Below are 25289 nucleotides of genomic sequence, written 5' to 3' on the forward strand. Positions count from 1 at the left end.
ATGCTGACGGTTTACGGACGTGCCACCTCGTCCAATGTACAAACGGTCATGTGGACGATTGCCGAACTTGGCCTCGATTGCGAAAGGCTCGATTACGGCGGTGCCTTCGGCGGCAACGACACACCGGAATTCCTCGCAATGAACCCGAACGGCCTGGTGCCGGTCGTCATCGACGGAGACGGACCTCCGCTCTGGGAGAGCCCGGCAGTTCTTCGCTATCTCGCAGCCCGGTACGGCGACGAACAATTCTGGCCAGCCGACCCAGCGCTACGCGCGAGCCAGGATATCTGGGCGGAATGGACCAAGACGACCTTTTACCCGACGCTGATTGGACAGGTCTTCGGGCCTCTCGTCCGCCTGCGACCAGAACAGCGCAATGAGCAACAAATCGGAGCCGGGGTAGAGGGGCTCAAGCCACTGGCCCGCATGCTGGACAATCGCCTCACCGGCACTGCCTTCATCGGCGGCGATGCGCCATCCTTCGCCGACATGATGACCGGCCACCTTCTGTATCGCTACTACACCCTGCCGATCGACCGTGCTGAAACGCCGGCGCTCGATACCTACTATACGCGCCTTCATGCACGCGAGGCTTATCGCCAGCATGTCATGGTATCCTACGAATCCCTGAGACCGAGCTCATGAAATACCAGCCTCCCGCTTCCCATTTCATCGACGGTAATCCGGTTGAAGACACAACTGGCCGCCCGATCGACGTCATCTATCCCGCGACCGGCGAAACGATCGCGACCATTCACTCGGCAACCGACACCGTCATAAGTCAGGCGCTCGAAAGCGCCGTGCGAGCGCAAGCCGAATGGGCGGCGCGGTCGCCGACCGAGCGCGGCCGCGTGCTGCGCCGCGCCGCCGACATCATGCGCGACCGTAACCGCGAGCTCTCGGAAATCGAGACGCACGACACCGGCAAGCCCTTGCAGGAAACGCTTGTCGCCGACGCCATGTCGGGTGCCGACGCGCTGGAATATTTCGGCGGCATTACGCCGACCATTGGTGGCGAGACCGTCGAACTGGGCGGTGATTTCGCCTATACCCGCCGCGAACCGCTTGGCGTATGCGTTGGGATCGGTGCGTGGAACTACCCGATCCAGATCGCGTCGTGGAAGGCTGCGCCTGCGCTCGCCTGTGGCAACGCGATGATCTTCAAGCCATCGGAAATGACGCCGCTGTCGGCCCTGAAACTGGCAGAGATTCTGATCGACGCCGGCGCGCCCGCCGGTCTGCTCAACGTCGTCCAGGGCTATGGCGATGTCGGCGCGGCGCTGACGACCGATCCGCGCGTCGCCAAGGTGTCGCTGACGGGCTCTGTGCCCACCGGCCGCAAGGTCTATGCGAGTGCGGCTGAGGGCTTGCGTCATGTCACCATGGAGCTCGGCGGCAAGTCGCCCCTGATCGTCTTCGAGGATGCCGATATCGAGAACGCCATCGGCGGCGCGATGCTCGGCAACTTCTATTCGACGGGCCAGATCTGCTCGAACGGGACCCGCGTCTTCGTGCATCGCGCGATCCGCGACCGCTTCGTTGAACGTCTGGTCGAACGCACCCGCTCGATCGTCATCGGCGATCCGATGGACGAAGCCGTGCAGCTGGGACCGATGGTCTCGGCCACACAGCGCGAGAAAGTGATGGGTTATGTGGAAACCGGAAAGACCGAAGGCGCGACGCTGGAAATCGGCGGCGGCATTCCCTCCATCCAGGGTTTCGAGAACGGATACTTCATCGAACCGGCGGTTTTCACCGGCGTCACGGACGACATGACCATCGCGAAAGAGGAAATCTTCGGGCCGGTCATGTCGGTGCTTGATTTCGAGGACGATGACGAGGTGATCGCGCGCGCCAACGCGACCGAATTCGGCCTTGCTGCGGGCGTCTTCACCGCCAACATGACGCGGGCCCACAAGGCGGTTGCACGGCTGCTGGCCGGCACCTGCTGGATCAATACCTACAATCTGACGCCTGCCGGCATGCCCTTCGGTGGTGTCAAGGCCTCCGGCTTCGGGCGCGAGAACGCGGCCGCCGCGATCGACGCCTACAGCCAGGTCAAGAGCGTCTATGTCGGTCTCGAACCGGTCGACAGCCCTTACTGACGGAACGGGAATGCCATGGAAGCGGATTACATCATCATCGGCTCCGGCTCGGCCGGTTCGGCCATGGCGTACCGCCTGACCGAGGACGGCAAGCATTCCGTCATCGTCGTCGAGGCCGGTGGGACGGACGCCGGCCCCTTCATCCAGATGCCGGGCGCCCTCTCCTACCCGATGAACATGAAGCGGTACGACTGGGGATACCAGTCTGAACCGGAACCGCATCTCGGCGGGCGCAGGCTGGCCACACCGCGCGGCCATGTCATCGGCGGATCGTCCTCGATCAATGGCATGGTCTATGTGCGCGGCCATGCGCGCGATTACGACCACTGGGCTGAAAGCGGGGCGGCCGGCTGGGCCTATGCCGACGTGCTGCCCTATTTCAAGCGGCTGGAAAACTGGCACGACGGCGGCCATGGCGGAGATCCGTCCTGGCGCGGAAAATCCGGCCCTCTGCATGTCACCCGGGGCAAGCGCGACAATCCCCTCTTCCACGCATTCGTCGAGGCTGGCAAGCAAGCCGGTTTCGAGATCACGCCAGACTACAATGGCGAGAAACAGGAAGGGTTCGGCCCGATGGAGCAGACGGTCTGGAAAGGCCGCCGCTGGTCCACCGCCAATGCCTATCTGAAGCCGGCACTGAAGCGTCAGAACTGCACGCTCGTGCGCGCCTTCGCGCGGCGAGTGGTCGTCGAGAACGGTCGCGTGACCGGCGTCGAGATCGAACGCGGTGGACAGGTCGAGACCCTCACCGCGCGCAATGAAGTCATAGTCGCAGCCTCCTCGATCAATACGCCGAAGATCCTGCTGCTGTCGGGCATCGGTCCTGCAGCGCAATTGGCCGAACACGGCATCGACATGGTCGCCAATCGTCCGGGCGTCGGCGAGAACCTGCAGGACCACCTCGAACTCTATATCCAGCAGGCCAGCACCCAGCCGATCACGCTCTACAAATACTGGAACCTGTTCGGCAAGGCATGGGTCGGGGCGCTGTGGCTTCTTACCAAGAACGGACCCGGTGCGTCCAACCAGTTCGAGAGCGCGGCTTTCCTGCGCTCGAAACCCGGCGTCGACTATCCCGACATCCAGTATCACTTCCTGCCGATCGCTGTGCGCTACGATGGCAAGGCGGCGGCGGAAGGTCACGGTTTCCAGGCGCATGTCGGGCCGATGCGCTCACCCTCGCGCGGCAGCGTCACGTTGCGTTCATCGGACCCCAAGCAACCGCCGAAAATCGTGTTCAACTATATGAGCCATGAACAGGACTGGTCGGATTTCCGTCACTGCATCCGCCTGACACGGGAAGTTTTCGGTCAGGCGGCGTTCGATCCCTATCGCGGCAAGGAAATCCAGCCTGGGGCATCGCTCCAGTCGGACGAGGAACTGAATGGTTTCATCCGCGAGCACGCGGAAAGCGCCTATCACCCCTGCGGGACGGCGCGGATGGGCCGGGCGGACGATCCCATGGCGGTGGTCGATCCGGAATGCCGGGTGATCGGCGTCGAGGGCCTGCGGGTCGCCGACTCCTCGATCTTCCCGCGCATCACCAACGGCAATCTCAACGCGCCATCGATCCTTGTCGGTGAAAAGGCGTCGGACCATATTCTCGGCCGAACGCCCCTGCCCCCGGAAAATTCCGAACCCTGGATCAATCCGCGCTGGCAGACGTCGGACCGCTGACGCGGCTCGAACAACTCTGCGTCAGGCAGCTTCCATGTTCTCCTGAACGGTGTCGAACAGTGTCTTCAGGTCAAGGAAGCAGACCATGTCGTCACCGACCGGCACGATGCCGCGGGTCAGCGCCTTTTCTTCCGCGCTCATCACGTCCGGCACCGGCTGCATTTCTTCCGGCTTGACGGTGACCATGTCGGACACGCTGTCGACCAGGATGCCGACGCCGCGATCGCCCTCGTCGATCACGATGATGGCGCTCTGTTCGGTCGGCTGGATCGCAGGCAGACCGAGGCGAAGCGCCATGTCGACCACCGGAATGACCTTGCCGCGCAGATTGATGAAGCCCAGCACGTAATCCGGAGAATGCGGCAGCGGCGTCGCCTTCTGCCAGACCCGGATTTCCTTTACCGCCATGATATCAAGGCAGAAAACCTGGTCCGAAAGGCGGAACGAAATGATCTTCAGGATCGGTTCCGACGTGTTCATATTGCTATCTCTCATCAAAATTCTTCCCATTCGTCAGGATTGGTAGCGAGGTTGGACTTGGCGTTGAACGCCCGCGCAATGTTTCCGACCATCGCCCGCGCAGGCGATGCGACGGTCCGTGCCGCTTCCCCGGCAGGCACAGGCCGCGGGGCGGATGCGACCTTCGGCTGCCCCCCGAGACGGAAAGTGGCGATCTTGGATTTCATGTCGCCGGCTTCGTCGGAAAGCCTGTGGGTCAGCGCGTTTGTTTCCTCGACCATGGCGGCGTTTTTCTGCGTCACCTGATCGAGCTGATTGATCGAGTTGGAAATGTCCTTGATGCCGGTCGATTGCTCGCTCGCGGCCGTGGCGATCGACTGGATGCGGTCGTTGACATCATTCACCTTCTCGGAAATTTCCGAAAGCGCCGCACCGGTGCGGTTGACGAGTTCGACGCCGGTGGAAACCTCGCGGCCCGACTTTGTAATCAGGTCCTTGATCTCCTTGGCGGCGCCCGCCGAACGCTGCGCGAGTTCGCGCACTTCCTGCGCGACAACGGCAAAGCCCTTGCCCGCCTCGCCCGCCCGCGCGGCCTCGACACCGGCGTTGAGGGCCAGCAGGTTCGTCTGGAAGGCGATCTCGTCGATCACGTTGATGATGTTGGAGATTTCGCCCGAAGCCTGCTCGATCTGTCCCATCGCGGACACCGCATCAGCGACGATCTTGCTGGAGGACTCCGTCTCGGCCTTTGTCGAGGCGACCTTTTCGCTGGCCTCACGGGCCATCTCGGCCGCGCTGGTGACCGTGGCCGCAATTTCCTCGACAGCGGCGGAGGTCTCTTCGAGCGAAGCCGCCTGCTGTTCGGTGCGCCGCGACAGCTCGTCAACGGAGCTGCGCATTTCAACCGCGCCGCTTTCGATAACCTCGGTGTTGTCGCGCACGTCCTCGAGCGTCTCGCGAAGCTTCGCGATGGCCGAGTTGAAGTCCATCCGAATCGTGTCGAGGCTTTCGATGAACGGAGATTCGATGCGCACGGAGAGGTCACCCTCCGCCACACGCTGCAGGCCCTCGCCAAGACGGCTGACGACTTCATCGACACGGGCCGCTTCTTCCCGGCGCGTCTCGTCGTTCTGCTGGCGCTCCGTCTCGGTCATCGAGCGGCTCTCCTCGGCCTCCCGCTCGACGCGCTGCTTGGCGAGCGCGTTCTCGCGGAAGATTTCAAGCGCACGCGCCATCGCACCGATTTCGTTCTTCGCTTCCGTGTGCGGGACTTCGATATCCAGTTTGCCCTCGGCCAGCGCCTGTGCCGTCTCCGTCAAACGCGGGATCGGCCGCAGGATCGCACGCGACAGAAACGCCATTGCGATGATGGCGGCGACAAGTACGGCAAGCGATGCAATCGCAAGCGCCGACGACATCTCACCTGCCAGGGCCGTGATCACCGACTTCTGCACTCCGGCATAGAGGATGCCCGTGACATCGCCGGACGGCGAGAAGATCGGCTGATAAATGGTGAAATAGGGTGTTCCCAGAATGACCGCCTCGCCGCGGAAGGTCTCGCCCCTGGTGACGACCGGATAGACCGCGCCACTCTGACCGAGTTGCGTGCCGACCGCGCGGTTGCCGTCCGGCTTCACGATATTGGTCGTGCGGCGCCAGAAATCTTGGCTTTCCGCGTCCCAGGCAAAAACCGTCGCCGTTTCGCCGGTCATGCGGCCGACGCTGTCGATCATGTCATGGGTTGCGAAGGATTGCGGGATTTCCTCCATGACGATGCGGTCGACATTGCCGTCCGCCGCCCAGGTCACTGTCGTCCCCGGAATGTCGCGTTCGGCGATCGTTGCGGCGACGCGGAGGCTCGCATCCTGCCGGTGAACGGCTTCGCTGGCGATACGATCCGAGACGATCATGTAGACGGCGGCCGATACCGCCAGCAATGAGAGGACGATGATGAAACCGGTCGATGCGGTGACGATACGGACAAGGCCGAAACGGGAAAGGAAACTCATGAATTCCTCTTGATACACTTCGATGACATGAAGGCAGACCGACGTCTTCGGCAGCGGGCGGGACGAAGTCCCCGCGTGAATGCGAGCGCCGGAAATGCAGATCAGAGGAATTTGCGGGGTGCCGTTTCCGCGACCTGTAGCGCCAAGCTGACGAAACGACATCATGTCGATACATCCCGAAGGATGCCGTGGCGTAAATTGCCCGCCCCACTACGCCGCAGAAACGATAAAATTATCTTAATCGGGATATCCGCAATATCGCCGCCCCACCGGGCCAAACCCGGCGGTTTTCAAGGCGACCTGCGACGTAACGTACGCGACGGCATGCCTACTTGGCGAATACCACCGTCTTGTGCCCATTCAGCATCACCCGCCGCTCCAGATGCAGCTTGACGGCACGGGCGAGCACGCGGCTTTCGATGTCACGCCCGGTCGCGACGAAATCGTCGGGTGTCATGGCATGAGTGACACGTTCGGTTTCCTGCTCGATGATCGGTCCCTCGTCGAGATCCGGTGTCACGTAGTGAGCGGTCGCGCCGATCAGCTTCACGCCGCGCTCATGTGCCTGATGATAGGGCCGCGCGCCCTTGAAGCTCGGCAGGAAGGAATGGTGGATGTTGATCGCCGATCCGAAAAGTCGGTTGGACGTCTCGTTCGACAGGATCTGCATGTAGCGCGCCAGAACGACCAGTTCGGCGCCGGTTTCCTTGACCAGTGCGAGCAACTTGCTTTCCTGCTCGGCCTTGTTTTCCTTCGTCACCTTCCAGCAGTGATAGGGAATGCCCTCGATCTCGGCGGTCTGCCGCGAATCCTCGTGGTTCGACACAATGGCGACGACCTCGGCCGGAAGCCAGCCGACACGGATCTGGTAGAGAATATGCAGCATTGCATGGTCGGATTTGGAGACCATGACGATGACCTTCGGACGCTCGGCCAGATCCGAGACCGAAACCTTCATGTCGAAGCGTTGCGAGGTCGGCCGCAAGGCGCGCTCTATCGCCGCAAGATCGACTCCTTCCGGCGCCATGAGGGCGATGCGCAGGAAAAACCGGTTTGTGGTCCGGTCCCAGAACTGGTTCGATTCGGCGATGTTCGCGCCAGCCGCCGCGAGTTCGGTGGTCACCGCCGCGACGATGCCCGGCCGATCTTCACAGGTCAGCGTGACGACGAAATGGTGCGCAGACATGGCTTCTCACTTTCCGGCTTGCTTGAACTGGCAGCATGCGAAGCGGATTGCTCGCGTGCGAGGCCGATGATCGGATGACGGCATTTCCATACGCGTTTCGCGCTCGGATTCGCAAGCGAACCCATTCAACTTTCTTATAATATGAGATGGCCGTCGAGTTTCTGACGTAAAATTACCCGTCTTTTTTACAATTTTTTCCCAAGTTTTTGCAATGTGAATTGCGCTAGAACCCGTAGACCGCGGCTTTTGAGGAATCCGACGGCAAACGGTTGGTGACATCCGGCCGGAAAAAGGCTTGAAATAGGCTGACGGGATCGACTGGGAGGTGTTTTCCAAATCCGAATTGAGATTCGGCAGCGCCATGCTCGCCGCGCCTGCAATCGATCACCGACTAGAACACCCATAAGAGGAGGATACACATGAAAACTCTGAAACTGGCGGGTGCTGCCGTACTCGGCGCCGCTATCGCACTTGCGGGCACGTCCCTGGCATCCGCCTAGGAATTCACCTTCAAGCTTCACCAAATGCTCCCGGCCACGGCGCCGGCACAGACCCGCATGCTCGAGCCCTGGGTAAAGCAGGTCGAGGAAAACTCCGGCGGTCGCGTGAAGATCGAGATCTACCCGGCGATGACCCTCGGCGGCACCCCGCCCGAACTGGTACAGCAGGCGCGTGACGGCGTGGTCGATCTCATCTGGACCGTTAACGGCTACACGCCGGGCCAGTTCCCGCGTACCGAGGTCTTCGAACTGCCGGGCGTATTTCTGAACGACATCAAGGCAGCCAACCTCGCCATGTACGACATGTTCGAGGACAGCCTGAAGGACGACTACAAGGGCCTCGAGGTTATGTGGCTCCACGTCCATGCTGGCCAGGCGATCATGTCGGTCGACAAGGAGATCCGTTCTCCCGCGGACACCGAGGGTCTCAAGATCCGTATCCCGAACCGCACCGGCGCGTGGGTGATCGAGGCGCTTGGCGCATCGGCGCTTGCGATGCCTGTTCCGGAAGTGCCCAGCGCGCTTTCCAAGAAGGTCGTCGACGCGACACTGCTTCCCTGGGAAATCATCCCGGTGATCAAGGCTCAGGAGCAGATCGACTACTTCATCGAAGGCCATGACGAGACGCGTTTCGGTACCACCACTTTCCAAGTGTCCATGAACCAGGCACGCTGGAACAGCCTGCCGGACGACATCAAGAAAGCGTTCCGCGACGCATCGGGCCGCGACTGGTGGGGTAAGGTCGCCGAGGCATGGCGCGCCGGCGACGACTTCGGCATCAAGATGGCTACGGATGCGGGCAAGACCCACATCATGCTAACCGAAGAGGAAACGCAGGTGTTTCTCGACACGCTCGTTCCGGTGCAGGAACGCTGGATCGAGGAAGTCAACGGCAAGGGCATCGACGGCGCCGGTCTCGTGGCCAAGGCCAAGGAACTGATCGCCAAGAACGCCGAATAGGAACGATATGGCATCCAATGTCGAATCCGGGACGAGGCTTCACAGCCTCGTCCTTCGCTTGTCCACCGGCTGGGCGATCCTCGGAGGATTTGTTCTGCTGGCCGTCGTTGTTTTCAACGTCGCATCCGTGGTCGCCGCTGCGGTCATGAACAAGTCGCTGCCGGGCGACTTCGAAATCACGGAACTCGGCGTTGCCATCGCCGCATTCGCTTTCCTTCCCTACTGCCAGATCGCCGGGCTCAACGTCACCGCCGACATTTTCACGGCCGCTGCGTCGCGCTTCTGGCTTGCGGTCTTCTCGCTGCTCGGCGCACTGGTGGCCCTGGGTTTCGGTGGGCTGCTGCTCTGGCGCATGTATTACGGCATGCTCGACCAGCGCACATACGAGACCTCGACGGCAATATTGCAGATACCGCTGTGGTGGGCATACGGCGCATGCCTGCTCTCGCTTGCCCTGCTGGTTCTCGCCAGCTTCGCATCGGTGGTCAATTCCCTGAACGCCATGGTCAAGGACTAGCACGATGGACCCCATCACTCTCGGCGTCACGGGCCTCATCGTTCTCATCGCACTGATTGCGATCCGAATTCCGATCGCCTACGCCATGATCCTTGTCGGCGGCGTCGGGGTCATGCTCATCAACGGCCCGCTGCTCGTCCTGAGCCAGTTGAAGACGCTCGGCTGGGGCGTGTTCTCCAATTACGGGCTCTCGGTCGTCCCCATGTTCGTACTGATGGGTGCGCTAGCCTCACGCGCCGGTCTCAGCCAGGCGCTGTTTCGCGGCGCCAATGCATGGCTCGGATGGATGCGCGGCGGCACGGCAATGGCCGCCATTGCAGGCTGCGCGGGCTTTGGCGCGGTCTGCGGCTCGTCACTGGCCACCGCGTCCACGATGGGCAAGGTCGCCCTGCCCGAGTTGCGGCGCTTCAACTATTCCGGCGCCTTGGCAACCGGATCGCTGGCCGCCGGCGGCGTGCTCGGCATCCTGATCCCGCCTTCGGTGGTGTTGATCATCTATGCGCTGATCGTCGAAGCGAACATCGTGACCATGTTCGCTGCGGCAATGCTGCCCGGCCTGCTCGCGGTCGTCCTGTTCATCCTGACGATTGCGATCTACGTCGCCATCAAGCCGGACGCCGGACCACGTCACACTGGCGTCAATGTCGGCGAGTTCAGGGACGCCACAATCGGACTGATCCCGGTCATGATCATCTTCGGTCTTGTCCTCGGCGGCATCTATGGCGGCTTCTTCAATCCGACGCCAGCCGCGGCGGTGGGCGTGGCGCTGGTCTGGATCTATGGTATCTTCACGCGCACGATCGGCATCCGCGAACTCATGGACTCCCTCAAGGAGACGGCCGGCACGACTGGCATGATCTATCTGATCCTGCTCGGCGCGGAACTGATGAAGATTTTCATGAGCCGCATCGGCCTGCCGCAGGCAACCGCCGAATGGATGGTCAATTCCGGTTTCGAGCCGATGGTCGTGCTCATCCTGTTGCTCCTGGCTTTGATCCTGCTCGGCTGCCTGATGGACAGCCTTTCGATGATTCTTCTTGTCATCCCTTTCTTCTGGCCGGTGCTGCTGGAGTTGAATGGCGGCATCTATCAGGGCGCGGAAGGCGCTGGCTTTGGAATGAGCTCCGAGGAGTTGAAGATATGGTTCGGCATCCTCGCACTCATCGTTGTCGAACTGGGGCTTATTACGCCTCCAGTGGGTATGAACGTCTTCGTTATCTCCGCCTTGGCAAAAGACACGCCCATGAGTGAAACTTTTAAGGGTGTTATGCCATTCTTCGCCGCGGAAATGATCCGGGTGGCCATTCTTCTGGCTTTCCCGGCAATAACGCTCTGGTTGCCACGGCTTCTGAGCGGATAACGAAGAAACAGGACCGAGGTTGAACGAATGAAGCACACTGCTTCGGGTGACATTACGGCTGGCGGTGCGATTTTCACGCGCCTGAAAGCCCTCGGCGTCGACTACGTCTTCGCCAATTCAGGCACGGATTTTCCACCGATCATCGAGGGGCTGGCCGAGGCCGCCGCCAAGGATATCGACCTGCCGAAGGCGCTCATTATCCCGCACGAGCACGCGGCGCTCGGCATGGCGCATGGCTACTACCTGATGAGCGGCAAGGCGCAGGCCGTCATGCTGCACACCAATGTCGGCCTTTCGAACGGCGCGACCGGTGCCATCAACGCCGCCTGCGAACAGATCCCGATGCTGCTGATGTCCGGCCGCACGCCGGTGACGGAGGCGGACCGTTTCGGTGCACGGACGGTACCGATCGGCTGGGGTCAGGAAATGCGCGACCAGACCGCTCTGGTGCGCGAGTCCTGCAAGTGGGACTACGAACTGAAGTTCCCCGAGCAGATCGCCGGCCTGCTCGACCGCGCGCACTCCATCGCCAACTCGACGCCGAAGGGTCCGGTCTATCTGTCGCTGCCGCGCGAGACATTGTGCGAGCCGACACCTCGCGACGGCCTTGAAGGGCCGACGACGATCCAGCCGGTCACAGGCGCCGCCAATCCCGCCGATATCGCAACCGCCGCAAAGTGGCTTGCCGAAGCGAAGAACCCGCTCGTCATCGCGCAACGCGGCGCGGGCGACCGCAAGAGCTTCAAGGCCTTCGCGAAATGGGCGGAGGACTGGGGCATTGCCGTCTGTTCATGGTGGGCGACGCATCTCGCGATCGCGACCGACCATCCCTGCCATGTCGGCGCCGACCCGGGGCCTTGGATGGAGAAGGCGGATGTCGTCGTGGTGCTCAACTGCATCGCCCCCTGGTGGCCCGACAAGCACAAGCTCAACGAGGGTGCAAAAGTCATCAATATCGGTCCGGATCCCGTTTTCAGCCGTTTCCCGGTCCGCAATTTCCCCTCCGATCTCACGATTGCGGGTGAAACTTCGTTGACTGTTCCGGCACTGATCGACGCCATGGAGGAGCTTCGGCGCGACGACAGCGCGATCGCCGCCCGCCGCCAGCATCTTGCGGCGGCTTCGAAGCATAATCGCGAAACGCTCGCCGAAAAGGCGACATCGGACACGGCACGCGGCATCACCAAGGCCCATGTCAGCCATTGCCTCGGCGAGGCGCTGGACGGCATCAAGTCGAGCGTCTTTTCCGAACTCGGGACGTCGCTCGGCACACTGAAACGCACCGACCACAATTCGTGGTTCCAGGAGCCGCACTCCGGCGGCCTCGGATGGAGTTTTCCCGCGGCGCTGGGCGCCCAGCTTGCCGAACCGGACCGCGTCTGCGTCGCCACGATGGGCGACGGTTCCTACATGTTCTCCAACCCCACGGCCTGCCACCAGATCGCCGAGGCGCTCGAACTGCCCGTGCTGATCATCATCCTCAACAACGAGGAATGGGGCGCCGTGCGTGCTTCGGTCACCGGCATGTATCCGAGCGGCTTTGCCTCGCGCGCCAATGAAATGCCGCTGACGGCCCTGAAACCCTCGCCCGACTTCACCAACACCGCTGCAGCCAGCCGCGCGTGGGCGCGCAAGGTCACCGACCCTGCGGAGCTTCCGAAGGTTCTGGAACAGGCGCTGAAGGTCGTGCGTGAAAACCGGCGCACAGCACTACTCGACGTGCGTGTCCTGCCGGACTGAAACAGCCAAATAAAAAACGCCGGGTCGAAACCCGGCGTTCTTCAATTCGATCCAGCAGCCTTAGAAGACCGGCGGGAACGGCCGTCCGCCGCGATCGAGCGTGATCCAGCGCGTTTCGGTGAATGTCTCCATCGACCACCTGCCGCCATGCTTACCCGAACCGGATGCCTTGAAGCCACCGAACGGGACATGCGGCTCGTCGTTCACGGGCGAGCAGTTGACGTGGCAGTTGCCCGTATCGAGACCGTTGACGATCGCAAGCGCCCTTCCCTCGTCCTCGGACATCACGCCGGCCGTCAGGCCGTATTCGCTGTCATTGGCGAGCCGCACCGCTTCCTCGTCGCTCGAGACCTTGAAGATCGAGCAGACCGGACCGAATGTTTCTTCCTGGTACATCAGCATGTCCGGCGTCACATTGGCGAACACCGTCGGGCTGATGAAGCGCCCGTCGATATCGCCACCGGCGAGCACGGTCGCACCCTTGGCCTTGGCGTCGTCGAAATGGCGCTTGATCCTTTCGGCGGCGCGGTCGTTGATAACCGGGCCGAGGATGTTTTCCTTCTGCGTCGTTTCGCCGACCGTCAGTTTCTTCACGCGCGGAATGAACTTCTCGATGAAGTCGTCATAGACATCCTCGTGAACGATCAGGCGTTCGATCGACATGCAGATCTGCCCCTGGTGCATGAACGAACCGAAATTCGCCGCCTGTACCGCGCGCTCCATGTCCGCATCGTCGCACACGATCATCGAGTTCTTGCCGCCGAGCTCCACGCAGCACTTCTTCAGATGTGCGCCGGCCTTGGCCGAAACCAGCCGACCGACAGCCGTCGATCCGGTGAACGATATGCCCTTCACCAGCGGGTTCTCGATCAGTTCGTCTCCGACCGCGGCGACGCTTTCGCGCGAACAAGTGACGACATTGAGCACGCCCTTCGGCAGGCCGGCTTCCTCGAAAATCTCGGCCCAGAGCAGGCCGCCGATATAGGGCGTGTCCTCTGACGGCTTGAGCACGATCGTGTTACCGGCGACCAGCGGGAACAGCATGCCGCGACCGGTCAGGATAAGCGGGAAGTTCCAGGGGCTGATCACGGATACGACACCCATCGGACGCCGGACAGCCATGGACAGCTTTCCGTATTCCGACGGCATGACATCGCCGATCGAGCCGTAATTGGCAGCTGCGGCAGCCGGGAAGAGTTCGGCCGTGTAGCCGGTCTCGAACATCGCCTTGCCGAACCAGCCACCGCCCTCGGCCATCACCGCCTCGGCGATTTCCTGGCGGCGTTTCTCGAAGATCTCGCCGGCTTTGATCAGGAGATGCGAACGCTGGTTGAACGGCATGGCCGCCCACTCGGGAAACGCCTCATGCGCCGCCTCGATCGCTTTCCTCGTGTCCTCGACCGAAGCATCCGGGACATTCGCCCAGATCGATCCATCCGAAGGGTTGTAGTCAGGGAAGGTCTCCGACTTGGTCGTCCAGCCGCCTCCGATATACATTCCATCCATTACGCGAGCCATCTCGTTCTCCATTCCTGGTTTCGTCGAATAATTATCGCATCGCCTTTTCGGCGAGTTTCTCGGCCTTTCGGGCCAATTTTGCAGCTTTCTTTGCAAGCTTCTTTCGCTTGCCCTTCAGCTTGATCTTCCTGCCGTCGCCGTTGATATCCGGTGATATCGGATTGGCGTCCCGGACGGCGCTCACGTGGTTCTTCTGGATCGCCTCCGCGCGCCTCACGAAGTCGGCAACCGGAAGGTCGGGCGCGACCGGAGCGGAAACATGAACAGCGCCAGAAGGCGCGGATGGCCTCGGAGCAGACTGCTTCGAAACCGGGACGGACTGGATCACTACGCGATTGGCTTCGACATACGCACGCTGGCGGCGCACTGCCTTGTCGGCGAAATCCGCCGCCCGCCTGCTGAGTTCACTGGCCTGGCTGGACATGATGATCGGTTTTCCCCCCGTCTCCAATTGTTGTGCGGCCGGATGACCATGCCCGTTGGCGTGGCCTTTCGAGCGCTCGCGAAGCGTCACGACATGATTGCGCTGTATGCGTGTCGCGCGCTCCACCAATGTCGCAACGGAGTCGTCCTCTGCGTCATTGAGCAAACCGATATCGGCGATGTCGTAGCGCGCTGGCGGCATTGTGGGTGCGGATGCCGCACCTCCGAGATACGCCGCCTGAACCGCCGGATCGCGGATCAGTTCGGCGCCCGTACCCTCGCCCGTGATGTGCCCGTTCTCGATCAGGTATCCACGGTCCGCGATAGCGAGGCTCTGCTTGGCGTTCTGTTCGACCAGAAGGATCCCGACGCCGGTTTCGCGCACCGCCTTCAGAGACTTGAACAGATCCTTGGTCAGCAAAGGCGACAGGCCGAGCGACGGCTCGTCCAGCATGAGGATAGACGGATTGGACATCAGCGCGCGGCCGATGGCGACCATCTGCTGCTCGCCGCCGCTCATGGTCCGTGCGATCTGGGAACGGCGTTCGCCAAGGCGCGGAAACAGTCGCAGGATCTCCTCGCGGCGTTTCGCCTCGTGCTTGCGCGCCTGCGGGCCGTATGCGCCGAGTTGCAGGTTCTCGGCCACTGTCATCTCGCCGAAGATGCCCCGGCCTTCCGGCACCAGGGCCAGCCCCGCCTCCACGATCCTGTGCGGCTTGGCATTGGTGATCTCTTCGCCATCGACGAGAATTTGCGTACCGCCGCTCGCGGTCACCAGGCCACCGATGGCTTTCAGAAGCGAACTCTTGCCCGCGCCGTTTGCGCCGAGGATCACACAGATTTCACCCTTCGCGACGCGGATGGACACGTTTTCGAGTGCCCGGTGCGCGCCGTAGGAGACGGACAGTCCTCGGACTTCAAGCATCGTCGGCTCCCAGATATGCCGTGACGACCTCGGGCTGGTTCAGGACGTCATGCACCGAACCGTCCGCGATTTTCACGCCGCTGGACATCACGACACAGCGGTCGCAGAGCGAGCGGATCGCATCCATGACGTGCTCCACCATGATGATCGTACGTCCGTCCTCGCGCAGGTCGCGGATGAGTTCGATGCCGATCTTGAGTTCGCTCGGATTGAGACCGGCGAGCCATTCGTCAAGCAGGAGAAGACGCGGATTGGATGCCAGCGCCCGCGCCAGTTCAAGCCGCTTTTGGTCGATATAGGTCATCGATCCGGTCGGCGCGGAACCACGCCCGCCGAGACCGACCCGCTCCAGCAGGACTTCCGCCTCGCGGTAGGCATCGTCGCCCCAGGCGCGAATATGGCCGAACACCGCGCCCGCGATCACATTCTCCACCGCGCTCAGCGACGGCAGGATGCGCACGAGCTGGAAGGTCCGCGCAACGCCGCGCTGCGAAATCTTGTGCGCCGGCAAGCCGGATATCGCCTCTCCGTCGAGACGGATTGTCCCGGACGTCGGTTTCAGCGCGCCGGAGATGAGGTTCATCATGGTCGTCTTGCCGGAGCCGTTCGGCCCGATCAGGCCAATCAGTTCGCTTTGCTTGACCGTGAAATCGACATCGTTGATGGCGACGAGGCCGCCGAACGCCTTGCGAACCGTCTCGACCGAAAGAAGCGCCCTGCCCGTCATTCCGCCGCCTCCGGCACTGGCGCCACCGTGCCCGCCTTGCCGGCACGAGGCTTACGAAAATCCTCGATCAGCCCGATCACGCCGCGCGGCAGGAAGTAGACGATAGCCATGAAGGCGACGCCGATCAGGAGGCTGGTGTGGTTAGGGAAACTCGACGAGATCCTGTCGAACAGGATCGTGAAGGGAATTACCCCGAGCAACGGCGCCCAAAGCCGGCCGGTCCCGCCGAGCAGCGCCATGATCACCACCTGGAACGAGATCACCGGATTGAAGGCGGATGGCGGTTCGACATAGGCGAAACGCGGCGCGAGGATTGCACCGGTAATGCCGATGAACGCGCCGGAGACCATGAACAGGATGACCTTGGAGCGGGCGACGTCGATGCCGACATGGCGCGCAACCGTCTCGTCATTGCCGATGATCCGCATGGCAAAACCCAGCCGCGAACGGTTGATCAGCCATCCGGTCGCATAAACGATCGCGGCCAGTGCGAGCAGCATCCAGAAGATGTGCTTCTCCGTCATGTCCGTGAAGACATAGAGACCGACCGACGTGGTGAAATTGGTCTGCAGCCACGTCACGACCTGGCGCACGAGTTCCGCAAGGCCAAGCGTGAAGATCACGAAGTACACGCCGGACAAGCGCAGCGTCGCCACCCCGACGAGCCCGGCCAGGATGGCAGCCGCAATGCCCGCGATCGCCAGCAGGAGCGGGAATGGCAGGCTGTCGATACCCAGCCCAACCGTATAGGTGCCGATCCCGAAAAACGCAGCCGTGGCCAGCGAAATGTAATGCGTTGGTCCGGAAAACAACGTCCACGCGGTGCAAAGCACGGCGTACATGGCGATGTTGACCGAGAGCGAGAGGTAATAACCGTCATCGACGAGCGGAATCGCAGCCGCAGCGCCAAAACCAAGCAGGGCGAAGGCAGCGACACGCTGTTCCTTTTCGCTGAACCGGGTCATGCTGTCTGCCTTCCGAAGATACCCTGCGGACGGATCAGCAGCACAATGATGAAAAGCGTATAAGTCGCCGCCAGCGTCAGGCCGGGGTCGATCAGGCTTGCAACCGCTGTTTCCGCGAGGCCAAGCAGCAAAGCAGCCAGGACCGCACCGCGCACGTCACCCACTCCGCCCATGATCACGATGATCAGCGCCTTCATGGTGAAGATCACGCCCATCGACGAGTTGAAGGTGTAGAAAGTCGACAACAGCGCGCCACCAGCGGCCGTCAGAGCGCCACCCAGCGCGAAGGCGAAGGCCGAAGCGCGCGGCACATTGATGGCGACAAGGCTCGCGGAAGACGGGCTGACCGAGACCGCGCGGATCGCCGTGCCGTAACGCGTCCGGTAGAGGAAGAGGTAGAGACCGGCGGCGATCACAACGGCGGCGCCCAGCGCAACGATGCGGTTGAGCCCGTAATTGGCGCCAAGGATGCGCACCGGCTCGGACAGGAAATTGTAGGAGAAATAGCTGCCGCCGAAGACCAGCAGCATCACGCCCTGCATGATGAACATAAGCCCGAAGGTCGCGAGGATGCTGTCGACTTCCAGTTGACCTCGGTTCTTCGCGCGGTCGACCAGCGGCTTCATCGCGTAGACATAGATCAGCCAGTTGAGCAGGAAGGCCGCCGGCGCGATGATGGCGATGCCGATCACGGGATTGATCGATGCGGCCGTGTAGAGCCAGAACGCGCAGAAACACGCCAGGACGAGGTTTTCTCCGTTGGCGAGATTCATGATCCGGGCGACGCCGTATTGCAGCGTCAGCCCGAGCGCTATCAGCGCATAGGTGCCTCCCAGCACCGTTCCCGTGATCAGAATATCCATGGCAGAATTCTATTCGTTTTCGCCGGTGCGGCGAAGGCCGCACCGGTTTTGTGGTTAAGCGGAATGCTTACTTCCAGCCCGACTTGACGATCGGTTCGGCTTCGCCGCCCGCGCCCTTCGACGCGATGCCCTGGAATGCGCCGTCCTGCCACTGGCCGACGGTCCAGAAGCTGCGGATGACGTTGTTGTCGAACTTCCACTCACCCATGATCGTGTCGAAGGTGCCGCTCTTCAGAGCCTCGATGACAGCCGCCTTGTCGATCGAGCCGGCAGCCGTGATCGCCTGTTCGAGGGCTTCAAGGCTGGCATACTGCACAGGGCTCGCCCAGAAATCGGGCGCGACGCCCGTGACTTCTTCCTGACGCTTCGCGAAGTCCTGATAGGCTTCGGTGGACGCGTTCACGCCGCCGACACCCATGACGCCGTTCGCCGCCGCGCCGTTGGCTCCGGCAAATGCCGGGAACGCGGTCGCGACACCGGTGTAGAAAACCTTCACCGGCATTTCGGCGATCGCGGCCTGCTTGGTCAGGCCGAATGTGTCGGCCGGATAGGAGAAAGCAACAAAGCTGTCCGGGCCGGCATTCATCGCGCTGGAGATGATCGGCGCGAAGTCCTGCTGCTGCAGCGGATAGGACGTCTCGTAGACGATATCGAAACCGGCTTCCTCGAATGCCGGCTTGCCGGCATTGGCCAGTTCGATGCCGAAGGCGTCGGCGACATTGACGACCGCGACCTTCTCGTTGATCTGGCCCGCATCCTTCATCTTCTTCATGACATCGACCAGCGAGGTCGCCATGCCTTCGGAAGTGCCCAGCGTCCAGAAGCTGTTGGGCCAGCGCGCGGCGAACTCGTCCACGCCGTCGGTCACGGCCGTCACCGCGATGTGCGGATAGCCGTATTTTGCGATCAGCGGCGCGGTGGCGAGGTTGATGCCGGTTCCGTAGGGCGGGATGATGAAGTCGACCTTGTCCACCGTCGCGAGTCGCTGGATGTTCTTGATCGCTTCCTCGTTGGAGGTGCGGTCGTCATATTCGATGAGTTCGACCTTCATCTTTTCGCCGCCAACATCGATGCCGCCGCGCTCATTGACATCATGCACCCAGAGTTGGATGGCCGGCCAGTAGGTCACGGCCGATCCGCCCGCCAACGGGCCGGTCTTCGGCGCACTCGCGCCGATGGTGATCGTGCCTTCGGCGAGAGCCGGTCCCGCCAGCACAGCGCCGGCAAGAAGAGATGCCGCGAAGGTCTTGATAAGAGTTCTGCGTTCCATTGGTTCCTCCCTTGAGAACGTCGGTTTCATTCCACCCGGTCCGATCCGGTCAGATCGGATACTGGGCCCTCCCGTTCTGGATCGTGATCCAGCGCAGTTCCGTGAATTCCTCGATCCCGGCCTTACCGCCGAAACGGCCGTAGCCGGATGCCTTGACCCCGCCGAACGGCATTTGCGGTTCGTCATGGATGGTCGCGGAGTTGATGTGGCAAATACCGGTTTCGAGCCTCTGTGCGACCGCGAGCGCCCGCGAGACATCGCGGCTGAAAACCGCAGCCGAAAGGCCATATTCAGTGTCGTTCGCAACCGAAATCGCTTCTTCGTCGCCGCTGACGCGGATGATCGAGGCGATCGGCCCGAAGCTTTCCTCGTGATACACGCGCATGGCGGGCGAGACATTGTCGAGAATGGCCGGATCGACGAAGACGCCTTCCTGCCGGCCGCCGGTCACCAGCGTGGCACCTTTCATCGATGCGTCGTTGATCAGCCCCTTGACGCGTTGCGCTGCCTGTTCGGTGATCATGGCGCCCAGCACGCAGTCCGGATTGCGCGGGTCGCTGGCGCGGATAGCGTCGGCGCGTGCGCGAAATTTCTCCACGAATTCGTCGGCAATGCTCTCGTCGATGACGACGCGCTCGGTCGACATGCAGATCTGGCCCTGATGAAAGAACGCGCCGAACACTGCCGCATCGACAGCCGCGTCGATATCCGCATCGTCGAGCACGATCAGCGGGGCCTTGCCGCCAAGTTCCAGAAGGCAGCGCTTCAGGTGGCGCGCTGCTTTCTCAGCGATCATCCGGCCAACGCGCGTCGACCCCGTGAAATTGACCCGGCGGACCGCCGGATGCGCGATCAGCGCCTCGACAATGTCCGGCGCCTTGGCGGGCGCCGAGTGGATGACGTTAACGCAGCCCTTCGGCAGCCCCGCCTCGTTCAGGACCTCGCCGAGAAGGCCATGCGTGCGCGGACAAAGCTCGGAGGCCTTCATGACCACCGTGTTTCCGCAGGCGAGCGGCATCGCGACACTGCGCGTCGACAGGATGACCGGGGCGTTCCAGGGCGCCATAGAGAAGACGACGCCGCAAGGCTGGCGGACGGCCATGGCAAAGGAGCCCGGCTTGTCGGCCGGTATGACCTCCCCCGTCACCTGCGTCGCCATAGACGCCGCTTCCTTGAGGATATTGGCCGACAGGCGGCAATTGAACTGCGCCCATCCGGCCGTCCCACCGGTTTCCGAAATGACCGCCTCGACGAAATCGTCCGTGCGCGCGATCAGCCGATCAGCCGCGTTGAAGAGGATGTCGCGACGCTCGCTCGGCGGCGTCTGCGACCATCCGGGGAAAGCACGGGCGGCAGCGTTCGCGGCCCGCGCGGCATCGTCCGTGCTTGCGGCGGAAGCGCGTGTGGTGACCTCGTGCGAAACCGGGTCGAGACGTTCGAAGGTCTCGCCGCCGGTCGCAGAGACCGCGTTGCTGTCTATCAGGAGCGCCGTTTCCAGCATTCCTCCTCCCTTGATGCCTTTTTCGTCCGACAAATCGGCCGGTTCTTTGTGGGCGCGCTCATCTGACACGCCGCAATTCAGGCTTGAAAGAAAAGATAACGCGGATGCGGCGAAAGGAAATGCGGATTATTGGTCGATTATTGCGTATTTTTGGTCTAGATTGACTTCGAAATCCGAAAACGGAAAAGCGGTTAATGGCCAGCGAACTCCCGCATTTCACCAAGCTGCCGATCTATGTCAGTCGCCTTGAAAGCGGTCTTCAGAGGCGCATCGAGACGCTCAAGCGCGGCGTCGGTGAAAAGGCGCATATCCTGTTCCTTCTGGCAGACGGCGACGCCCGGATTGAGGGACGCGGATCCGAAACGGCGCTATCCGGCCCTTCCATAGCATGGCGACAGGCCGCCGGAGATTTTCGCCTCGTCATGGAGGCCGGTTCAGCCGGCTTCATTGCCGAGATCGCGGAGGAAACGCTCGTGCGCTCGATCGGAGACTTCTTCGAGTCGGCCGCCCTGCACGCGCTTTTCGACAGCGACTGGACACGCTCCTTCGAGGAAGACCGCAGCGCGCATGACGCCGTCCGCCGGCATCTGGACAGCATTCTTGACGACGTGACCACGCCGCAGGCGGCAACGGGCATGATGATCGTCGCACATCTGCGGATCATCCTCGTCACCATCCTTCGGGCATCCGGCATCGACGAGGTCGCCAGTTTCACCCACGGCAACAACGCCCATTACCTGCAACGCTTTCGCCAGTTGCTGGAAGCGGGCTTCCGCGCACATCACCCGGTCGGCCACTATGCTCAGGAACTCGGGATCACCCATGACCGCCTCCACGCCATCTGCGTGCGCGAGCTTGACAAGACACCGAAATCGCTGATCGCGGAGCGGCTGGCCCGCGAAGCCGCGCTCGGTCTCGAACGCTCCACGCTCTCCATCAAGCAGTTGAGCTATTCGCTCGGCTTTCGCGATCCGGCGCATTTTTCCAACTTCTTTCGCCGGATGACCGGTCTGCCACCCGGCCGTTTCCGCAAGATGATGGCCGTTGTCACGCCTGACAGCGGCGACTTCTCGCCGCCGAGCTTCGCCGACTGGCCGTGAGCGGAAGTGCATGTGGTCCGATCCCGCAATAGCTGTTGCGGGAGGCCGCAAGCGTGGTAACAAGCGCTCATATCAGAACAAAATCTTGCATGGGGAGAATCCGATGACCGCAGCCAAACCGCCCTTCCGCGCCGACCATGTCGGCAGCCTGCTACGCCCGGACTCGGTCAAGGCCGCGCGCAAGAAGTTCTACGAGGACCATTCGATCACCGCCGACGAGCTCAAGGCCGTCGAGGACGAGGCGGTCAAGGACGTGATCGCCATGCAGGAGGAAGTCGGCCTGCTCGCTGTCACGGACGGCGAAATGCGCCGCTCCTTCTGGCACTACGATTTCATGGGCGCACTGACCGGTCTGGATCTCGACGAACGCGACGAAGGTGTGCAGTTCGCCGGCGTAAAACTGCGTCCGATCTATCCGACCATCACGCAGAAGCTGGACTTTCCTGCCGATCACCCGATGATCGAGCACTTCAAGTTCGTGGCGCAAAACACCCGCGTGACTCCCAAAATTTCGATCCCCGGTCCTTCCTGCTGCCATTTCCGCACGGCGGTCGAGGATATCCATCCGGCCGAATACAAGGACCCGCAGGTTCTGTTCGACGATCTCGCCGCGACCTACAAGAAAGCCGTCGGCGCCTTTTATGACGCGGGCTGCCGTTATCTGCAGATGGACGACATCTTCTTTGCCTATCTGTGCGATCCGAAGCACCGCGCAGCCAAGGTGGAAGCCGGCCAGGATCCGGACTGGCTGATCGAGCGTTACGCCTGGATGCTGCGCGAAGCGATCAAGGACCGGCCCGACGACATGGTGATCGGCATGCATATGTGCCGCGGCAACTTCCGCTCGACCCATGCCGCCGAAGGCGCTTACGATCAGGCCGCAGAGGCGATCTTCTCGACCGGCGTCGACATCTTCTTCATGGAATACGACACCGACCGCGCCGGCGGCCTGGAACCGCTGAAACTGCTGCCGAAGGGCAAGCAGCGCGTCCTGCCCGGCTTCATCACGACCAAGACGGCGGATCTGGAAAGCATGGACTGGCTGAAGCAGAAGTTCGAGGAAGCCTCGAAATATGCAGATATCGACCAGCTGGGCATTGCTCCGCAATGCGGCTTCGCGTCCACCGAGGAAGGCAACGCGATCACACCGGACGACCAGCGCCGCAAGCTGGAACTGGTCGTGAAAACCGCCGAAGAGATCTGGGGCGGCGTCGACGCCTGATACCCTGCTGGGAAACGAACAAAAGGCGCGGCGTCTATCGGACGCCGCGCCTTTTTCAACTGTAACAGTCTTTGTCGGTCGCGCCGGTCAGCCGGCGCTCAGCACCGCCGCCGCTATGGACATGTTGTTCCGATTCTCGAGGAACGCCGAGAGCAGGCCCATATCGACCCGGTCCCGTCCGCCTTTCTTGGCGGCATAGAGACGCTGGTCCGCGGCCTGGAACAACTCGTCGTAACTCGTCGCACGATCATAGGTGACCCCGCCGATACTCACGGACAGGCCATAGGAATCGCCTTCCGGGCGAAAATCGATATCGCGCACGCCCAACCTGATGCGCTCGGCGACGCTCTCCGCCTGATGCGGCTCGGAATTGGGCAGGAAGATGCCGAACTCCTCTCCCCCGATGCGTCCGACCAGGTCTTTTTCTCGCAATTGGGACATAAGCGTATCGGCGATCGATTTGAGGGCCTCGTCGCCGGCGGTATGCCCGAGTCGGTCATTGACCAGCTTGAAGTGGTCCGCATCGACCACCAGAAAAGCGCCCGAGGGCATCGGATCGTGGGTGTTGACGGATTCAAGGTAGGCATCGACCAGCATGGTAAATGCGCCACGATTGAGGATACGTGTCAGGCTGTCCGTCGACGCCAGGAGTTCCAGTTCCCGGCGCGCCAAATTCAGCTGGCGTATCTTGGACATGAAGAAATACAGAATCGGCACGGCCAGAAAGGTCGGCAGGAAAAAATCGACCAACAAGGTCCGTTGCAGCGTCCAGCCCGACAATTCCTTCAGATTCGGATAATCGACGATAAACGTGGCCGCGATGCAAAAGAGCGTCCCGACGATCGTAACCGCGTAAACACTCCTGCGCTTTGTCGAGGTAAACGCGTTTTTCATCAGACTCCAGACACCTGTTTGACGGGATCGGAACTCGCATACCGATAGATCATCCCATCCTACATGCCTACGCGCAGGAAATAGTTGATGGATCAAAGGTGGAAGAAATTACGCTGCGGAATGGTAAACGATTGGTTCACATCCATGCCGTCACGCCGGGCTATGTGCCACTGGCATCGAGCCCCGATATGAAGGCGCGCATGACGGCTACGAGCGCATCGGGCTGCTCCACGCACGGAATATGGCCGGCGTCCTCGATCACTTCGTAGCGCGCAGCGGGGATACGTTTCGCCATATCGAGCACCAGCTCGGGCGGAGTCGAGCCGTCTTCTTCGCCAACGACGCAAAGGGTCGGAACGCCGATCTGCCTTGCCTGATCGGTATAGTCGCAATCGCGCAGCGCCGCGCAGGTCCCGGCATATCCGGCGGCGGGCGAGCGCGTCAGCATGTTGCGGTATCCGATGAACTCGGCGTTGTCCGGACGGCGGAACGCCGGCGTGAACCAGCGTTCGAGAATGCCGTCGGCAAGTGCGGCGATACCGTCTTCTTCGACAGTGCGAATGCGCGCATTCCAGCTGTCCGCGTCACCGATCTTCGGCGCAGTGTCGCACAGGATCAACGCCCGGACGAGGTCCTTGCGTCTTGCATAGAGCCCCTGCGCGATGACGCCCCCGACTGACAATCCGCAAATAATGGCATCCCGGACCTGGAGATGATCGAGCAGCGCCTCGAGATCGGACACGTGATCGTCCATATCGTAGGGTGTTTCACCGATATCCGATAGGCCGTGGCCGCGCTTGTCATAGGTCAGGATGGCATAATCGCCGGCCAGCCGAACGATGACGTCGCGCCAGATGCGAAAATCCGTACCCAGCGAATTTGCAAAAACCAGCGTCGGCTTGCCCTTCGGCGCACCGATCGTCTGGTAGTGAATTGCGATACCGTTGAGAAAGGCGAACTGCACCGGACTTAGCTCCCGTTTCGAACAAACGCATCCTTATCGGAACGCATGTCGAAGATGCAAACACCCGGTATCCGTTCACGCCGCGCCGAGACCGGACGTCAGTTGCAGTAGAGACCGTTCAGCGTCCGCAGAACGGATTCAACCTCCTGCCCCTTCAGGGAATAGAAGATGGTCTGCGCGTCGCGCCGCGTTTTGACCAGATCGGAGTCCCTGAGTTTCTTGAGATGATGCGAGATGGCGGGCTGGGTAAGCCCGGTATCGTCAGCGAGGCTGCAGACGCTTCGTTCGCCGTCGGTCAGCAGACACAAAATCTTCAGCCGCTGGTGATGAGCCATCATCTCCAGCAGTTTCGAGGCATCGAAGATCTTGTCTTCCAGAGCCGTAATGTCCATTTTATATTCACG

General features: G+C 61.7%; 22 protein-coding genes. 9 read left to right on the forward strand and 13 right to left on the reverse strand.

Going from position 1 to position 25289, the window contains the following annotated elements; genetic code table 11:
• Genes LC343_RS00835 through betA form a run of 3 tightly spaced genes read left to right on the forward strand, consistent with a single transcriptional unit; the run spans position 1 to position 3782 of the window.
• Entirely contained in the window at positions 1 to 645 is a 645-nt protein-coding gene (locus tag LC343_RS00835) for a glutathione S-transferase family protein (protein ID WP_223475196.1), read from the forward strand.
• Positions 642 to 2105, forward strand: coding sequence for a betaine-aldehyde dehydrogenase (betB, locus tag LC343_RS00840; RefSeq protein ID WP_223475197.1), 1464 nt, complete (start codon positions 642 to 644; stop codon positions 2103 to 2105). The genes LC343_RS00835 and betB overlap by 4 nt, the downstream gene beginning before the upstream one ends.
• A 15-nt stretch (positions 2106 to 2120) precedes the next feature.
• Positions 2121 to 3782, forward strand: a complete 1662-nt coding sequence (gene betA / locus LC343_RS00845; protein ID WP_223475198.1) for a choline dehydrogenase — start codon at positions 2121 to 2123, stop codon at positions 3780 to 3782.
• A 21-nt stretch (positions 3783 to 3803) separates the two neighbouring features.
• Here betA and LC343_RS00850 read toward each other — a convergent pair whose 3' ends face one another.
• The 3 genes from LC343_RS00850 to purU form a co-directional block, all read right to left on the reverse strand.
• Positions 3804 to 4277, reverse strand: coding sequence for a chemotaxis protein CheW (locus LC343_RS00850; RefSeq protein ID WP_223475199.1), 474 nt, complete (start codon positions 4275 to 4277; stop codon positions 3804 to 3806).
• The gene (locus LC343_RS00855) at positions 4277 to 6250 is read right to left on the reverse strand and encodes a methyl-accepting chemotaxis protein (protein WP_223475200.1); all 1974 of its coding nucleotides are present in this window, start codon (positions 6248 to 6250) and stop codon (positions 4277 to 4279) included. The genes LC343_RS00850 and LC343_RS00855 overlap by 1 nt, the downstream gene beginning before the upstream one ends.
• 328 nt (positions 6251 to 6578) lie before the next feature.
• Complete coding sequence (gene purU, locus LC343_RS00860; protein WP_223475201.1) at positions 6579 to 7436, reverse strand: formyltetrahydrofolate deformylase; 858 nt, start codon at positions 7434 to 7436, stop codon at positions 6579 to 6581.
• A gap of 524 nt (positions 7437 to 7960) precedes the next feature.
• Between purU and LC343_RS00865 the strand changes: the two genes are divergently transcribed.
• The 4 genes from LC343_RS00865 to LC343_RS00880 are packed head-to-tail and all read left to right on the forward strand — an operon-like array spanning position 7961 to position 12513.
• Positions 7961 to 8896, forward strand: coding sequence for a TRAP transporter substrate-binding protein (locus tag LC343_RS00865; protein WP_338018561.1), 936 nt, complete (start codon positions 7961 to 7963; stop codon positions 8894 to 8896).
• Between the two features lie 7 nt (positions 8897 to 8903).
• The gene (locus tag LC343_RS00870; RefSeq protein ID WP_223475202.1) at positions 8904 to 9413 is read left to right on the forward strand and encodes a TRAP transporter small permease; all 510 of its coding nucleotides are present in this window, start codon (positions 8904 to 8906) and stop codon (positions 9411 to 9413) included.
• A gap of 4 nt (positions 9414 to 9417) precedes the next feature.
• The gene (locus tag LC343_RS00875; RefSeq protein ID WP_223475203.1) at positions 9418 to 10773 is read left to right on the forward strand and encodes a TRAP transporter large permease; all 1356 of its coding nucleotides are present in this window, start codon (positions 9418 to 9420) and stop codon (positions 10771 to 10773) included.
• A gap of 27 nt (positions 10774 to 10800) precedes the next feature.
• Positions 10801 to 12513 carry a thiamine pyrophosphate-requiring protein gene (locus LC343_RS00880; RefSeq protein WP_223475204.1) on the forward strand — a complete coding sequence of 571 codons (1713 nt, stop codon included), beginning with the start codon at positions 10801 to 10803 and terminating at the stop codon, positions 12511 to 12513.
• A 60-nt stretch (positions 12514 to 12573) separates the two neighbouring features.
• On the opposite strand, the gene LC343_RS00885 is transcribed toward LC343_RS00880, so the two are convergent.
• The 7 genes from LC343_RS00885 to LC343_RS00915 all read right to left on the reverse strand — a co-directional run bounded on the left by LC343_RS00885 (position 12574) and on the right by LC343_RS00915 (position 20705).
• Complete coding sequence (locus LC343_RS00885; protein WP_223475205.1) at positions 12574 to 14031, reverse strand: aldehyde dehydrogenase family protein; 1458 nt, start codon at positions 14029 to 14031, stop codon at positions 12574 to 12576.
• Positions 14032 to 14062: 31 nt separating this feature from the next.
• Positions 14063 to 15379: an ABC transporter ATP-binding protein gene (locus LC343_RS25200; protein WP_338018562.1), complete on the reverse strand. Its 1317-nt coding sequence runs from the start codon at positions 15377 to 15379 to the stop codon at positions 14063 to 14065.
• Positions 15372 to 16106, reverse strand: a complete 735-nt coding sequence (locus LC343_RS00895; protein WP_223475206.1) for an ABC transporter ATP-binding protein — start codon at positions 16104 to 16106, stop codon at positions 15372 to 15374. Before LC343_RS00895 ends, LC343_RS25200 begins: the two co-directional genes overlap by 8 nt.
• Positions 16103 to 17071, reverse strand: coding sequence for a branched-chain amino acid ABC transporter permease (locus tag LC343_RS00900; RefSeq protein WP_223475207.1), 969 nt, complete (start codon positions 17069 to 17071; stop codon positions 16103 to 16105). The genes LC343_RS00895 and LC343_RS00900 overlap by 4 nt, the downstream gene beginning before the upstream one ends.
• Positions 17068 to 17934, reverse strand: coding sequence for a branched-chain amino acid ABC transporter permease (locus tag LC343_RS00905; RefSeq protein WP_223475208.1), 867 nt, complete (start codon positions 17932 to 17934; stop codon positions 17068 to 17070). Before LC343_RS00905 ends, LC343_RS00900 begins: the two co-directional genes overlap by 4 nt.
• A gap of 67 nt (positions 17935 to 18001) precedes the next feature.
• Positions 18002 to 19204 carry an amino acid ABC transporter substrate-binding protein gene (locus LC343_RS00910; RefSeq protein ID WP_223475209.1) on the reverse strand — a complete coding sequence of 401 codons (1203 nt, stop codon included), beginning with the start codon at positions 19202 to 19204 and terminating at the stop codon, positions 18002 to 18004.
• Positions 19205 to 19253: 49 nt separating this feature from the next.
• The gene (locus tag LC343_RS00915) at positions 19254 to 20705 is read right to left on the reverse strand and encodes an aldehyde dehydrogenase (protein ID WP_223475210.1); all 1452 of its coding nucleotides are present in this window, start codon (positions 20703 to 20705) and stop codon (positions 19254 to 19256) included.
• Positions 20706 to 20899: 194 nt separating this feature from the next.
• Here LC343_RS00915 and LC343_RS00920 point away from each other — a divergent pair, with 194 nt between their 5' ends.
• Entirely contained in the window at positions 20900 to 21805 is a 906-nt protein-coding gene (locus LC343_RS00920; protein ID WP_223475211.1) for an AraC family transcriptional regulator, read from the forward strand.
• Between the two features lie 103 nt (positions 21806 to 21908).
• Complete coding sequence (locus LC343_RS00925) at positions 21909 to 23027, forward strand: 5-methyltetrahydropteroyltriglutamate--homocysteine S-methyltransferase (RefSeq protein ID WP_223475212.1); 1119 nt, start codon at positions 21909 to 21911, stop codon at positions 23025 to 23027.
• Positions 23028 to 23114: 87 nt separating this feature from the next.
• On the opposite strand, the gene LC343_RS00930 is transcribed toward LC343_RS00925, so the two are convergent.
• From LC343_RS00930 to LC343_RS00940, 3 genes are all read right to left on the reverse strand, one after another.
• On the reverse strand, positions 23115 to 23921 hold the full coding sequence (locus LC343_RS00930) for a GGDEF domain-containing protein (RefSeq protein WP_223475213.1): 807 nt from the start codon (positions 23919 to 23921) through the stop codon (positions 23115 to 23117).
• A 160-nt stretch (positions 23922 to 24081) separates the two neighbouring features.
• On the reverse strand, positions 24082 to 24885 hold the full coding sequence (gene pcaD / locus LC343_RS00935) for a 3-oxoadipate enol-lactonase (RefSeq protein WP_223475214.1): 804 nt from the start codon (positions 24883 to 24885) through the stop codon (positions 24082 to 24084).
• 98 nt (positions 24886 to 24983) lie between these two features.
• Entirely contained in the window at positions 24984 to 25277 is a 294-nt protein-coding gene (locus tag LC343_RS00940) for an ArsR/SmtB family transcription factor (RefSeq protein WP_223475215.1), read from the reverse strand.
• Positions 25278 to 25289 lie beyond the last annotated feature (12 nt).

This window comes from Oricola indica, assembly GCF_019966595.1.
In the GTDB taxonomy this organism is placed as follows: Bacteria; Pseudomonadota; Alphaproteobacteria; order Rhizobiales; family Rhizobiaceae; genus Oricola; species Oricola indica.